The 13607-nt window shown below is 66.4% G+C and carries 11 protein-coding genes; all 11 read right to left on the bottom strand.

Annotated elements, in window-relative coordinates:
• Complete coding sequence (gene tagH / locus IX761_RS19845) at positions 1–1182, bottom strand: type VI secretion system-associated FHA domain protein TagH (protein ID WP_194791215.1); 1182 nt, start codon at positions 1180–1182, stop codon at positions 1–3.
• Positions 1183–1200: 18 nt separating this feature from the next.
• Positions 1201–1341: a type VI secretion protein gene (locus tag IX761_RS19840; protein WP_194791214.1), complete on the bottom strand. Its 141-nt coding sequence runs from the start codon at positions 1339–1341 to the stop codon at positions 1201–1203.
• 83 nt (positions 1342–1424) lie between these two features.
• Complete coding sequence (locus tag IX761_RS19835; RefSeq protein ID WP_194791213.1) at positions 1425–2945, bottom strand: sigma 54-interacting transcriptional regulator; 1521 nt, start codon at positions 2943–2945, stop codon at positions 1425–1427.
• 10 nt (positions 2946–2955) lie between these two features.
• Positions 2956–5580: a type VI secretion system ATPase TssH gene (gene tssH, locus IX761_RS19830; protein WP_194791212.1), complete on the bottom strand. Its 2625-nt coding sequence runs from the start codon at positions 5578–5580 to the stop codon at positions 2956–2958.
• A 6-nt stretch (positions 5581–5586) separates the two neighbouring features.
• A complete protein-coding gene (tssG, locus tag IX761_RS19825) occupies positions 5587–6594 on the bottom strand; it encodes a type VI secretion system baseplate subunit TssG (protein WP_194791211.1) in 1008 nt (335 codons plus the stop codon).
• A complete protein-coding gene (tssF, locus tag IX761_RS19820; protein ID WP_194791210.1) occupies positions 6558–8345 on the bottom strand; it encodes a type VI secretion system baseplate subunit TssF in 1788 nt (595 codons plus the stop codon). The genes tssG and tssF overlap by 37 nt, the downstream gene beginning before the upstream one ends.
• A gap of 138 nt (positions 8346–8483) precedes the next feature.
• Positions 8484–8903, bottom strand: coding sequence for a type VI secretion system baseplate subunit TssE (gene tssE, locus IX761_RS19815; protein ID WP_194791209.1), 420 nt, complete (start codon positions 8901–8903; stop codon positions 8484–8486).
• A gap of 6 nt (positions 8904–8909) precedes the next feature.
• Entirely contained in the window at positions 8910–10382 is a 1473-nt protein-coding gene (gene tssC, locus IX761_RS19810) for a type VI secretion system contractile sheath large subunit (RefSeq protein ID WP_194791208.1), read from the bottom strand.
• Between the two features lie 28 nt (positions 10383–10410).
• Entirely contained in the window at positions 10411–10911 is a 501-nt protein-coding gene (gene tssB, locus IX761_RS19805) for a type VI secretion system contractile sheath small subunit (protein ID WP_110996291.1), read from the bottom strand.
• 33 nt (positions 10912–10944) lie between these two features.
• Positions 10945–12501: a type VI secretion system protein TssA gene (gene tssA, locus IX761_RS19800; protein ID WP_194791207.1), complete on the bottom strand. Its 1557-nt coding sequence runs from the start codon at positions 12499–12501 to the stop codon at positions 10945–10947.
• Positions 12502–12945: 444 nt separating this feature from the next.
• Positions 12946–13602 carry a DUF1266 domain-containing protein gene (locus IX761_RS19795; RefSeq protein WP_194791206.1) on the bottom strand — a complete coding sequence of 219 codons (657 nt, stop codon included), beginning with the start codon at positions 13600–13602 and terminating at the stop codon, positions 12946–12948.
• Positions 13603–13607 lie beyond the last annotated feature (5 nt).

Here is a 13607-nt window from a genome sequence, read left to right as displayed (position 1 = left end):
TTATCCTTGCGGGTCGTGATTGAGCGAAGCGATCAGGCGGACCTGCTCTTCGTAGGTGCGGGCGAAGTCCTTGGTCAGCAGGCGCTCGCTCCAGTCTTCGTTACCGACCAGGGCCTGGTGGTAGCGCACGTAGGCTTTCCAGCGGCTGCCGAACAGACCACGGCGGCCCTGGCGTTCGAATTGCAGCGCCAGCTGCTCCGGGGCGAAGTGCTCCAGGGTGCTGCGCAGGGCCTGGCGGCTGGCGCCGAGCATGGCCACCTGGTGCGCCTGCAGGTCGCGGAAGGCCTGGGCCACCGCCTGCTCGGCGGACAGCTGGCCGCCACGGCGCGGCTTGAGCAGGTCGCCGAGCACCTGGTCGGCTTCCAGCGGTGCCTTGATCGGGTTGCGGCTGGCGCTTTGCGGGGTGGTCAGCGACAGGCGCAGTTCGTTCTTCAGTTCGCTGCGGGTGCGCAGGCTCTGTTGCAGCCCGGCGACGCTGTGGCGCAGCAGCCCGGCGGCCTGCACCGCGAGGTCTTCGCGGGCCTGTTCGTCGAGGTTGTCGAGGTCCACGCCCAGGGCGGCGCCGAAGCGCTTCCAGAAGGCGTCGTCACGGCGTTCGCGCGGGACCGGCGCGGGCGCAGGCTCCGGCGCCACGGCGGGCACCAGGGTGGGCACGATCAGGCTTTCCTGGTCGATCTGCGCGTAGTCGGCACGCTGGCGCGCCGGCGGCTCGGGCATGGCCAGGGCGGCCAGCTCGTCCATCGGTTGCAGGCGCGTCTCTTCGTGGTCCAGGGCGCTGATGGGGTCGAGTTCGAGGAAGGCGTCGTCGGGGATAAGGTTGCCACCGGGCATGCCCAGGCCGACGTCGAAGCCGGCCTCGCTGTCGATCAGCCGGGCGCGCACTTCGATGTCACCCATGCGGTACACCGCGCCCTGCTCGATGCGGTGCAACTCGCCCTTGCGCAACTGCGCGCCGCTGCTGGCCAGGCGGATGCCGTTGCTGCTGGTGTCGGTGATGAAGAACGCGCCGTTCTGGTAGGTGATCTGGGCGTGGTGGCTGGACAGGTGGCGCTTGTCGTCCTCGATGCACCAGTGGCAATCCTTGGCCCGGCCGATTTCGCCGCCGGCGCGGCCGAAGGTCTTGTTCGGCGCGTCGGTGCGGCCGTGCTGGCGTTTGTCGAGCAGTTCGAAAACCAGTTCCATGGTCAGGGCTCCTTGCGCTCAGTTGTCACGGTTGAGGGCCTGGGGGTCTCCCAGGGGGCGGTAGCTGTCGTCGTCGAACTTGTAGTTGCCTGCGCAACCGGCCAGGGCGAACGCGGTGACCAGGGCCAGCAAGGTGGCCCGGTAGTAACGGTGAAGCATGGGAGCGGCTCCATGTGCGGATGAGGCAGGCACCGTTACGGGTGCGCCTGGGGTAAGGGGAATAGGTGTCGGGGTCATGCCGGTCAGCCCTCGCAATCGCCGATCTGGATGTTCAGGCGCCCCAGCCGGTACAGCAGGGTGCGCCGTGGCAGCCCGAGTTCGCGGGCGGCCAGGGTCTGGTTGCCGTCGTGCTTGCGCAGGCAGTCGAGCAGCAGGCTGCGCTCGACCTTTTCCAGGCGCTCGCGCAGGTTCAGCTCGCTGTCTTCGGGCGGCGGTTCGGCCAGGTTCAAGGAGAAGTGACCCACCTCCAGCGCGTCGCCTTCGCACAGCAGCACCGCACGTTCCACCAGGCCCTTGAGCTCGCGCACGTTGCCGGGGAAGGCGTAGCCGTCGAGGTGGTCGAGGGCGGCCTGGGTCCAGCCCACCGGGCTGCGCTGGAGGAAGGCACAGGCCTTGTCGCAGAAGTGCCGGGCCAGGGTGATCACATCGCCGGCGCGCTGGCGCAGTGGCGGCAGCTCGATGGGGAACTGCGCCAGGCGGTAGTAGAGGTCTTCGCGGAACAGGCCGTCGGCGACCATCTGCGCCAGGTCGCGGTGGGTGGCGGCGATGATGCGCACGTCGATCTTGTGCGTGACGTTGGCGCCCAGCGGGCGGATCTCGCCCTCTTGCAGCACGCGCAGCAGCTTGGCCTGCAAGGCCAGGGGCATGTCGCCGATCTCGTCGAGCAGCAGGGTGCCGCCGTCGGCGGCGTCGAACAGGCCCGGGCGGTCGCGGTCGGCGCCAGTAAAGGCGCCCTTGCGGTAGCCGAACAGTTCGCTCTCCAGCAGGCTCTCGGGGAAGGCCGCGCAGTTCTGCACCACCAGCGCGCCGGAGCGGCGCGGGCCGTACTCGTGGATGGCGCGGGCCACCAGTTCCTTGCCGGTGCCGGTCTCGCCGCGCAGCAGCACGGTGTAGGGGCTGTGCAGCACCTTGCTGATCATCTGGCAGGTCTGGCGCATGGCCGGGCTCTGGCCGATCAAGCCATAGCTGCTGGCGGCCACCGGGGCGCGACCGGGTGCCTGGGGCTGTGGCCCGGGCTGGTGCAGGCGGCGCAGTAGTTGCAGTTGGCCCATGGCGAAGCTGCCGAGCTGGCCGAGGGAATCAGCGAACGCCTCGAGCCCGCCGCGCACACGGTTCACGCACAGCAGCACCCCGGCCACCCGCTGTTGCGCGGTCAGCAGGGGCACCGCCAGCAGCGCCTGCCAGGGCGTGGCCTGGCTGGGCAGGAAGCTGGTGTCGAACAGGCTGGCGGAGAGGTCGGTGATGTTCACCACGCGGTTCTGGCACAGGGCGAACTGCAACAGCTGCTCGCCGTTGTAGTCGGCCGGCAGGCTGGCGCAGTCGCGCGCCAGCAACCGGCCGTCGAGCGAGGCGGCTTCGAGCCCGAGCCGGGTGTGGGTCGGGTCGAGCAGGTACAGCTGCACCAGCGGGCAGCCGCAAAGCTGGGCCACGGCTGGCACCAGCGCTTGCAGCAGGCCCTGCTCGTCCGGCGCCCGCGCCAGCTCGCCGAAGGTGCCAAGCAGCGCCTCGGCGTAGGCCAGCGGTTGGGGCACGTGCGTGAACATCACCCCCACCTCAGGCGAACTCGCAGATCACGCCGGCATCCGCGTCGAGGGTGGCGTGCACGCGGCTGATCGCCTCGCCGCTGGCCATGGCGTCGAGCAGGCGGTCGGCCACCTTGGGCAACACGTGGGTGTCGATCAGGTGGTCGATCAGGCGCGCGCCGGCTTCGCTCTGGCTGCAACGCTCGGCCAGGTGGTCGACCAGCGCCTGGCAGTGGCTGAACGCCAGTTGCCGGCGTTGCAGGCGCTCGCCCAGGCGGCCCAGCTTGATTTCGATCAGCTCGCGCAGCACCGGGCCGCCCACCGGGTAGTACGGCACCACGCGCATGCGCGCCAGCAGTGCTGGCTTGAAGTGGCGGCTGAGCGCCGGGCGGATGTGCTGTTCGAGCAGCTCGGCGTCGGGGCGCTCGCCGTTTTCGCACAGGGCGCTGATCTGGTCGCTGGCCAGGTTGGAGGTCATCAGGATCAGCGTGTTGCGGAAGTCGATCTGGCGGCCTTCACCGTCGTTGGCCACGCCCTTGTCGAAGATCTGGTAGAACAGGTTGAGCACATCCGGGTCGGCCTTCTCCACCTCGTCCAGCAGCACCACCGAATACGGCTTCTGGCGCACCGCCTCGGTGAGCATGCCGCCTTCGCCGTAACCGACGTAGCCGGGCGGCGCGCCAATCAGGCGCGAGACGGTGTGCTTCTCCTGGAACTCGGACATGTTGATGGTGGTGATGAAGCGGTCGCCGCCGTACAGCAGGTCGGCCAGCGCCAGCGCGGTCTCGGTCTTGCCGACGCCGCTGGGGCCAACCAGCAGGAACACGCCCACCGGTGCGTCGGGTTTGTTCAGGCCAGCGGCGGTGGCGCGCATCGAGCGGTTGAGCGCGTGCACGGCCTGCTCCTGGCCGCGGATGCGGGCACGCAGGTCGTCGGCGAAGGTGATCACCTTGGCGTTGTGCTCGCGGGCCAGCTGGCTCAGCGGCACGCCGGTCCAGGCGCTGATCACCTCGGCCACCAGGCGCGGGCACACTTCGGCGCTGACCAGGCGCTCTTCGGCCTGGGCGTCGAGCAGGGCCTGGTGGGTCTCGGCCAGGCGTTGTTGCAGCTGCTCGCGGCTTTCGCCTTCGACGACTGGCTCACCCTCCTCGCCTTCGGCTGGCGCGGCCGCTGCGACGGCGGCGTTGGCGACCTGCTGGCGCAGTTCCAGCACCTGCTCGGCCAGCTCACGCTGACGGGCCCAGCGGGCAGCCAGTTCGATCTCCTGGTCGTGGGCTTCGGCCAGGCGCTGCTCCAGTTGCTCGAAGGCTTCCTGGTCGATGGCCAGGCCTGCTTCGGCGTCGCGGCGCAGGGCGTTGCGCTGGCGCTCGCCCTCGGCCAGTTCGGCGCGCAGGCGTTCCAGGCTGTCGGGGGCGGCGGCCAGGCTGATGCGCACCCGGGCGCAGGCGGTGTCGAGCACGTCGACGGCCTTGTCCGGCAGCTGCCGGCCGGTCAGGTAGCGCGCCGACAGTTCGGCGGCGGCGACCACGGCGTCGTCGCGCAGGTAGATGCCGTGGCTCTTCTCGTAGAGTTGGGCCAGGCCACGCAGGATGGTCACCGCCTCGCCCACGGTGGGTTCGAGCAGTTGCACCGGCTGGAAGCGACGGGCCAGGGCCGGGTCTTTCTCGAAGTACTTCTTGTACTCGGCCCAGGTGGTGGCGGCGATGGTGCGCAGCTCGCCACGGGCCAGCGCCGGCTTGAGCAGGTTGGCGGCGTCGGAGCCACCGGCGTTGCCGCCGGCACCTATCAGGGTGTGGGCTTCGTCGATGAACAGGATCACCGGGCGCGGCGCGGCCTTGACCTCGTCGATCACGCCCTTGAGGCGGCGCTCGAACTCGCCCTTGACGCTGGCGCCGGCCTGCAACAGGCCCATGTCCAGCGCCAGCAGGTCGACCCCTTGCAGGGCTGGTGGTACTTCGCCGGCGACGATGCGTGCGGCCAGGCCTTCGACCACGGCGGTCTTGCCCACGCCGGCCTCGCCGACCACGATGGGGTTGTTCTTGCGGCGGCGGGCGAGGATATCGATCATCTGGCGGATCGACGCGTCGCGGCACAGCACCGGGTCGAGCTTGCCGTCACGGGCTTGCTGGGTGAGGTTGTGGGTGAAGCGCTGCAACATCGACTCGCCCTGGGGCGCGCCGCCGGCCTTGGGTGCGGCGGGTTGCTGGGCCAGGGCGTAGCCCTTGAGGCGCTCGATATCCAGGCCGCCAAGCAGCTTGTGGTAGCGGCTGCCGGCGTAGCGCAGCGGGTTGCGCAGCAGGCCGAGGATCAGCGCGGCCTGGTCGACCTGGCTCTGGCCCAGTTCGAGGTTGGAAACCAGCAACGCGTCCTGCAACCACTGCACCAGCTCCGGGGCGAACACCGGGTTGCGGGTGGCGCTGTGCTCGACGTTCGGTTGCAGCGCGGCGCTGAATTCGCCGGTGTCGATCGCCGCATCCTGCAGCGCGCGCTGCAACAGGCTGTCGGGGCGCTCGAGCAGGCCCAGCAGCAGGTCCTCGATGAGGATCTTGCTGCCGCCGCGAGCGACGCAGCGCTCGGCGGAGCGTTCCAGGTCGCGGCGGCTGTCGGCGTCCAGGGCCTGGACGAGTTGTTGCAGGTCTACGTTGATCATGGCCATTGGTCCTTAATGAATTTTGCTTCCCAGGGTCACCACGCCATCGGCGCGCTCGCGACCCAGCCAGCTGGTCCAACCCAGGTGGCAGACGTTCTGTTCGCCGATGCGCAGCTCGCGGATCTCTTCACGGCGCAGCTCCAGGCGGATGTCGTAGTCCAGCGGGTCGCGCAGGGTGAAGCGGGTCAGCGCGCACAGCGGCTGGTAGCCGAAACCGATCGGCAGGAATTCGTGAAAGCGTTGCCAGTCCAGCTGGGTGATGTGGATGCGGAACTTGCCGCTGCGGTCGCGCACGCGCTCGCCGAGTACCGCGTCCTCGCCCAGCAGGCTGTTGGCCAGCCCCAGGCGGTTGCACTGTTCTTCGAGGATGTCGACGCGCCGCTCCAGGCATTGCTCGATGACCAGGTCGGCGTGCTTGAAGTAGTAACGCAGCACGGCTTCGATCAGCGCCGCCGAGTGGGCGCGCAGGCTCAGTACGCCCAGGTACGGCAGCAGGCGTTTCCAGTTCAGTTCCTTGGCCTGGCGGATCTGGTCGCCGCCCAGGCCGATCAGGGCGAACAGGTGCGACGAGAAACCGTCCAGCGCGCCGCTCTCGAAACTGGCGCGGTAGCGGTACTTGCGCCAGATCGGCAGCAGCAGGCGTTGCAGGCGGTGGTGGAACAGGTCGAGGAACATCCGCGTCGGGTTGCCGTCCTCGTTGTCGCCCAGCGCCTGTTCACCATAGAAAGCTGGCAGCGGCGAGCTGGAGCCGACCAGGCCGATCAGGTTGAAGCGCATGCGCGCGCGCAGCTGGCCGTGCTCGTGGAAGAACTCGATGCGGTCGACGTCGCTGCCGGGGAAACCCAGGCTGGGGTTGGCCTGGAACTCGACCAGGTCGTACAGCTCCTCGTCTTCCAGGTACGGGTAGGCCTCGCGCAGCTGTTCCATCACCAGCAGCACGGCCTGGAACAGCGAGTACTCGCGGATGCTCCGGCTCAGCCGGCTTACAGCAGCGGTTGCAGGCCCATGCGTGGTGTCCATTGGTACACCTCCCCCTGTGTGCTTTTCACCCGCAACTCGTGGTACGAGTTGAGGCTGGCGTAGAGCGCGAAGAATTCATTGAGCACCGAGGCGAAGACGAACAGGTCGCCCTCGCCGATGTAGCCCTCTGGGTCGATCGTCAGTTCCGTGCGCAGGCCGCGCAGCGGCAGGCCCCGGTGCAGGCGGTCGACGTGCTGGTGGCGGATCGCCTTGAGCCCGCCGAGCAGGCGGCGGCTGACCTTTTCCGCGTGCTGGTCGTAGTAGCGCGGCAGGTCGTAGGTTTCGAGGATCACCTTGAGCGCGTCGACGTCGGCCAGCGACAGGTAGTTCAGCGACATGTTGCTGATCAGCTTCCACAGGAAGTCGCGGTTCAGCGGCGGCGCGTAGCTGGCGGTGACCGGGGTGATGTTGCGGAAGGTGAGGAACTCCGGGGTCTCTTCGCTGAGCAAGCAGATGTCGCCGAGCTTCAGGCGCCGCGGCAGGTTCTGGTTGGTGCAGGTCAGCTCGATCGACAGGGTCTCGTGGGTCTCGGCCTGGTGCACGCCGAAGCTCAGGTAGGTGTCGAGGCCGTCGTGCAGCAGCGAGGAGCGCTGGCGGATGCTGTAGTGCGGGCGGTTCTCCGGCACGTCGAAGCTGGCGTCGTGCTCGAACGACTCGAACGGCACGTAGTTCTGGTAGCCCAGGCCGCCCGGGCTCCAGCCGGTCACGCTGTCGACCGAGAACACCCCGCAATGCTCGGGGTCGAGCTCGGCCGCCAGCAGCAGGTATTCGTCCTGCTTGCCGTCCAGGCGGATCGGCAGGGCGTCGTGCTTGAACAGGTTGGCGATTGGCGTGCAGTACAGCTTGACGTTGTCCAGGGTCGGGCGCAGGCGCTGGGCCTCGCCCTTGCGAATGTCGAAGCGCAGCTCCAGGCCGTGCACCTGCTTGAGGGTTTCTTCGGGCAGGCTCTGCAGCACGTCCAGGCCGGTCACGTCGACGAACAGGAACTTGTCCTGAAAAGCGAAGTACTCCTGGAGGAAGCGGTAGCCGCGGAAGGTGTTCAGCGGGTACGGGATCAGCGCTTCTTCTTCGGCGAAGCCCACCGGGTGCACCTTGGCTGCCGGGGCGCGCAGCAGCAGCGGCTCGCCCTTGGCGTTGAGCATCGGTTTGCCGTGGCTGTCCAGCGGCATCAGCTCGATGCCGGCCAGGCTGCGCAGCAGGCTCAGGTAGAGCATCTGGCTGATGTAGCGCTCGCCGGCCAGGTGCAGGCGCAGCTTGCTGAGCTTGACGTCACCGAGGTTGCCGTCGCAGTTCATGTCCAGGCGCAGGCTGAGTAGCGCGCCCTGGCCGTTGAGCGAGTAGTTCAGCGCGCTCAGGCGCAGGGGCAGCACGTCGGTGGGGTAGCAGGTGCGAAAACGGCAGCTCACGCCATCGATCGGCCGCCCTTCCACCGGGGTGTCGCGCTCCACCCGCAGGGCCGGGCCGGCCTGGCGCAGGGGGTCGAACTGCAGGATGCTGAAGGCCGGCAACGGGCGCATGTAGTTGGGCCACAGCAGGTGCATCAGCGAGTGGGTCAGCTCGGGCAACTCGTCGTCGAGCTTCTGCCGCAGGCGGCCGGTGAGGAAGGCGAAACCTTCGAGCAGGCGCTCGACGTCCGGGTCGCGCCCGGCCTGGCCGAGGTACGGCGCCAGCGCCGGGCTGCGTTCGGCAAAACGCCGCCCCAGCTGGCGCAGCGCCGTCAGCTCGCTTTGGTAGTAGTAATTGAAGGACATCCGTCGTTCCGCCTGAATTCTGCTCTCGGGTACCGCTGTGGCCGGTACTGCGCATGCGCGTGGCCGGGCCGGCTACTGGGCCGGGCGCTTGCCGCGCAAGGGTTGGGGAAATCTCAGGCTATGCGCGCCGTGGCATCGCTAGTCTCCTTGACTGACTCGGACTTGCCCGCTGCCATCCAGGCGCGCGGCAAAACTGACTTGGCGCTTGATACCGTCCACCTCAAGCTGGCCTTCGATGCTGAAAGCCAGCTTGAGCTGATCGTGATCACGCGGGCGGGACACCACCCGGACATCGGACATGCGCGGTTCGTAGGCTTCGATGAAGTACTCGATGGCCCGGCGGGCCTGGCTGAGCGCGTCGTGCAGGCTCAGGCGCATGTCGTTGAGGTCGGGCAGCCCGTAGTCGGCGAGCGTCTGCACGCTGCCGGCCCGGGTGCTGAGCATCTTGGCTAGATGGGCGGCCACGGAAGCCATCGCGGCGTCTTCACGCCGCCAGTTGGCGCGCAGGTCGGCTTCGCCGCTCAGGCGCTCGAACAGGCTTCCGTAGCCATTGCCCATCGTCGCTTACTCCTTGTCCAGCTTGCCGACCAGCGACAGGGTGAAGTCGGCGCCCATGTACTTGAAGTGCGGACGCACGTTCAGGCTCACGCGGTACCAGCCCGGCTCACCTTCCACGTCGCTGACGATTACCTGGGCGGCGCGCAGCGGACGGCGGCCACGCACTTCGGCGCTCGGGTTTTCCTGGTCGGCCACGTACTGGCGGATCCACTTGTTCAGTTCCAGCTCCAGGTCGGTGCGTTCCTTCCAGGAGCCCAGCTGCTCGCGCTGCAGGACCTTGATGTAGTGGGCCAGGCGGTTGACGATCATCATGTACGGCAGCTGGGTGCCCAGCTTGTAGTTCAGCTCGGCAGTCTTGCCTTCTGCGCTGATGCCGAAGAACTTCGGTTTCTGCGCCGAGTTGGCCGAGAAGAACGCCGCGTTGTCGCTGCCTTTACGCATGGTCAGGGCAATGAAGCCCTCTTCGGCCAGCTCGTACTCGCGACGGTCGGACACCAGCACTTCGGTCGGGATCTTGGTCTCGATCTCGCCCATGCTCTCGAAGTGGTGCAGCGGCAGGTCTTCCACCGCGCCACCGCTTTGCGGGCCGATGATGTTCGGGCACCAGCGGAACTTGGCGAAGCTGTCGGTGAGCTTGGTGCCGAAGGCGTACGAGGTGTTACCCCACAGGTAGTGCTCGTGGCTGTTGGCGACGTTCTCTTTGTAGACGAACGACTTGACCGGGTTCTCTTCCGGATCGTACGGGTTGCGCAGCAGGAAGCGCGGTACGGTCAGGCCGATGTAGCGCGCGTCCTCGGACTCGCGGAAGCTCTGCCACTTGGTGAACTGCGGGCCTTCGAAGTGATCCTTCAGGTCCTTCAGGTCCGGCAGACCGGTGAAGCTTTCGAGGCCGAAGAATTTCGGGCCGGCGGCGGCGATGAACGGCGCGTGGGACATGCAGGCGACGCTGGAGACGTACTGCATCAGCTTGACGTCTGGCGAGCTCGGCGACATGAAGTAGTTGGCGATGACCGCGCCCACCGGCTGGCCACCGAACTGGCCGTATTCAGCGGTGTAGATGTGCTTGTACAGGCCAGCCTGCATCACTTCCGGCGAGTCTTCGAAGTCGTCCAGCAGGTCTTGCTTGGAGACGTTGAGGATCTCGATCTTGATGTTTTCGCGGAAGTTGGTGCGGTCGACCAGCAGTTGCAGGCCGCGCCAGGCGGACTCCATCGATTGGAAGTCCGGGTGGTGGAGGATCTCGTCCATCTGGCGGCTGAGCTTGGCATCGATCTCGGCGATCATGCGGTCGACCAGCGCCTTCTTGACCGGCTCACCGTCGTTCTGCGGCTTGAGCAGTTCTTCGATGAAGGCCGACACGCCGCGCTTGGCGATGTCGTAGGCTTCGTCGTCCGGGGTCAGGCGGGTTTCGGCGATGATGCTGTCGAGAATGCTGAATTCGCTGTTCTCGGCGCTCTGTTGCTGTGCGGCGGTGCTCATGGCAATTAGGCTTCCTTGGCTAGGGGGATCAGGCGTCCGGCTGGGCGTTCAGGCCCAGTTCGCCGAGCACGCGCTCGCGGGACTCGTTGTCGGCCAGCACACCCTCGATGGCCTTGCGGAAGGCCGGGGCGTTGCCCAACGGGCCTTTCAGGGCGACCAGGGCTTCACGCAGCTCCATCAGCTTCTTCAGCTCCGGGACTTGCTCGACCAGACTGGCCGGGTTGAAGTCCTTCATGGTGTTGACGCGCAGGCTCACCGCCAGCTCGTCGCCTTCGGCGCCTTCCTGCAGACGGTTCGGCACGGCCAGGGTCATGCTCAGTTCCTGCTTGGCCAGCACTTCGTCGAAGTTCATCTTGTCGATGCTGATCGGCTTGCGGTCTTCGATCTTGCGATCGTCGGCGCGCAGGGTGTAGTCACCGATCGCCAGTAGTTTCAACGGCAGTTCAATCTCTTCCTGAGCTCCGCCGGTGGCGGGTTTGAAGGTGACGTTGATGCGTTCCTTGGGGGCTACCGAGCCTTCTTTGGCCATTGGTTTTCTCCTTGAGGGTTATGGCCCTTGGGCCTATTCGAGTACGACTTCGAGATCGAGGTGGCACAGCCGGCGATAGATCTCGTCCTTGCGTTCGCGCACCACATGGTTCTGCGGCAGCAGTTCGCAACAGGTATGCAGCAGGTGCAGCACCTGCAGCGACAGGTCGGGCTCCCAGGCGTCCAGGCCGGATTGGCACAGCTGCTGGTCGAGGGCTTCCAGTTGGGTCTTGGCCAGTTCGTATTTCTTGGCCGTGTAGCAGAGGCGCGCCTGGCTCAGTTGCCAGAAAAAGCGCTCGCGCCCACCGTGGGCGCCCTGCATCTGCTGCTTGAGGTGTTGTACCGCGCTCTTGAGGCCGTCCTTGCGCAGGATCGGCAGGCTCGCCTCCAGGGCTTCTTCCCAGGGCGCCTGGCGCTCGCCGGGCTCGGCCACGGGCTGGGCCACGGCGGTTTGCAGGTGGGGGGTGACCTGGGCGGCGACCCAGGCGCGGGTCTCGGGGTCGGCGAACGGGGTGCCGTCGTGGAACTTGAGTTCAATGACGCTGGGCAGGCGCTGCAACAGCGAGGCGAAGTTCATCTCCACCTCGCGCATGCCGGCGTCGACGTTCAGGGCCTGGCAGCACTCCCACACCAGGCGCTGGCCATCGAACCAGAACGGCGCCTTGGCCACGCTGTTTTCCAGCTCCACCAGCAGATCGGCGTAGTTGCCCTGCTCGAAGCGGTCCTTGTAGCTCTTGAGTTTGTCGGCGGGCAGGCCGCGCAGGGCGGTGACGTTCTCGGCGTTGCGCTCGGGCATCGCTTCGATGGGCAGCCACAGCAGCGTGCGGTTCAGGCGCAGGGCGCGCAGGTCGGTGGCTTTCTGCCGCTGCCACCATACGCACAGCTGCCGGCCTTGCTCTTGCTGGGCGCGCAGGGCCTTGATGGCGTCCTTTTCGTTTTCCACCGGCTCGCCGGGGGTGAACAGCTGGGTGGCGGCCTGCTTGACCTGGGCGACGATGGCACCGACCGCGCCGGGTTGCGGCTCGTTGTCGGCGGAGCGCTGGACCTGGCCCTTGAGTGCGCGGCAGATGGGCAGCAGCAGTGGCGCGTCGTCACCCAGGCGGGCGGACAGGGCAGTCTCCAGGCCGAGCAATTGCTCGACCATCTGCTGGAACAGCGGCAGTTGTTCCTTGATGGCGATGTCGGCGCCCAGCGCCTGTTCGAGGCGCGGCACCAGCCAGCCGATGGCGGCGGAACGGGTGCGAGGCTTGGCGGGGTGGACATCGTCCCAGTGGTGCTCGCACAGCTCGCGCAGCACGCTGATACCGGCCAGCAGGCCGGCGTAGGATTCGCGCTGGAACAGGGCCCAGGTGAACCAGGAGGCTACGCGCAGATCCTTGGACTGGTCGCGCAGCAGCGCTTCACTGTTCTCGAGGATTTTCAGCCAGTCCACCTGGCCGCTGGCGTGGATCGACTGGGCGCGGGTCAGCTCGTTTTCGAGGGCTTCGAACTCGGTGGAGAAACGCACGTCTTCACCGCCGAAAGACCCGGGGGAGACAGCATTCTTGCCAAGTTCAAGATAGCGCGCGGCCAGTTTCGAAGAGTAGGACATCCATATCTCACAGTTAGAACCTCGGCATCGTTCCTGGAACTGACGTTCAGGATGTGTCGATGGGGAAGTTCTATTGATTCAGCCCACAATCCGGCGGGCAGTCGATCAAACGGTTGAATAGCCTAATGCCATCAATAACGCTTTGCAACCACTCAAATGGATAGCAAACGCTGGATGATCGGGGCTCTAGGGGTTTCCCTGATGGCGATCATGTATACCCTGACCCCGTTGGGAAAGTTGTTGGCTGAGTGCACGAAATAATGCGCCGTCGCTTTAACTTAATTTTCACACACATAAGTAACAGCACATGTTATGGCCGAAACCAGACTTCATTGAAGGGCCGCGACAATAATCAGTGATGGCCCCAGAATTCAACTGCTTGAATGGCTTTACAGCGATTTCCTACATCGAAAACACCCACAGCTTGCAAACTGAAACATGCGTTCACGCAGGCTGAACTTCCGGACTCAATGCAGGCACTTCGCGCCATGGCAATCCAACCCAACGCCCCTCGTCCGTCAGCAAGGCCTGAAGCCGCTGTTCGTCGAACAGGCCCAGGGAATCGGCGCGGAATGCACCCACCCATTGCCGACGACCGGCAAGGTACGCCGCGCCAAAATCCGCCCAGCCGTCGAAACAGTCCTGGGCGCGCTGGGCGTTGAGCAACAGCACGCGCCAGCCAATATCGGGCGCCAGCCAACCCAGCAACATGGCGCAGCGCACGAGGAATGCGCAGCGCAGGCAGGCGAAAGCCAGCGAGGCGCGCGGGTCGTCGGTCGGTTGCAGGTTGAGCAGGTCGAGGCGGAACCACTGGCGCTCGAAGTCGGTGGCAAAGTAACGCTGGATTTCTTCGTCGCTGGCACTGCCTTGCAGGCCGGCGATGTGCAGCAAGGGGATGCGCAGGAAATCTTGCGCACTTTGCGTGAAGTTCATGCAGTGCTTGTTGTAGAAGCCGTCCACCTGCATGGCTTCGGCCATGGGGCTCGCCAGCGCCAGCGCAAGGTGCTTGCGGGGGCTGAACAGCTCGAAATCCGGTGCGCGTGGGCGCAACCAACGTGCAAGGAGCCAGGTGGCGACCAGCATGCCCAGGAAGATCAACATCGCGA

Source organism: Pseudomonas sp. UFMG81 (genome assembly GCF_015354575.1).
Lineage (GTDB): Bacteria > Pseudomonadota > Gammaproteobacteria > Pseudomonadales > Pseudomonadaceae > Aquipseudomonas.
The sequence above is the reverse complement of the archived record's forward strand: the minus strand, read 5'-3'. Positions and strand labels throughout refer to the sequence as shown.

Excerpts from the sequence above, each read along its gene's own strand:
- tagH (WP_194791215.1), bottom strand. The coding sequence starts at position 1,182 with ATGGAACTGGTTTTCGAACTGCTCGACAAACGCCAGCACGGCCGCACC.
- IX761_RS19840 (WP_194791214.1), bottom strand. The coding sequence starts at position 1,341 with ATGCTTCACCGTTACTACCGGGCCACCTTGCTGGCCCTGGTCACCGCG.
- IX761_RS19835 (WP_194791213.1), bottom strand. The coding sequence starts at position 2,945 with ATGTTCACGCACGTGCCCCAACCGCTGGCCTACGCCGAGGCGCTGCTT.
- tssH (WP_194791212.1), bottom strand. The coding sequence starts at position 5,580 with ATGGCCATGATCAACGTAGACCTGCAACAACTCGTCCAGGCCCTGGAC.
- tssG (WP_194791211.1), bottom strand. The coding sequence starts at position 6,594 with ATGGACACCACGCATGGGCCTGCAACCGCTGCTGTAAGCCGGCTGAGC.
- tssF (WP_194791210.1), bottom strand. The coding sequence starts at position 8,345 with ATGTCCTTCAATTACTACTACCAAAGCGAGCTGACGGCGCTGCGCCAG.
- tssE (WP_194791209.1), bottom strand. The coding sequence starts at position 8,903 with ATGGGCAATGGCTACGGAAGCCTGTTCGAGCGCCTGAGCGGCGAAGCC.
- tssC (WP_194791208.1), bottom strand. The coding sequence starts at position 10,382 with ATGAGCACCGCCGCACAGCAACAGAGCGCCGAGAACAGCGAATTCAGC.
- tssB (WP_110996291.1), bottom strand. The coding sequence starts at position 10,911 with ATGGCCAAAGAAGGCTCGGTAGCCCCCAAGGAACGCATCAACGTCACC.
- tssA (WP_194791207.1), bottom strand. The coding sequence starts at position 12,501 with ATGTCCTACTCTTCGAAACTGGCCGCGCGCTATCTTGAACTTGGCAAG.
- IX761_RS19795 (WP_194791206.1), bottom strand. The coding sequence starts at position 13,602 with ATGTTGATCTTCCTGGGCATGCTGGTCGCCACCTGGCTCCTTGCACGT.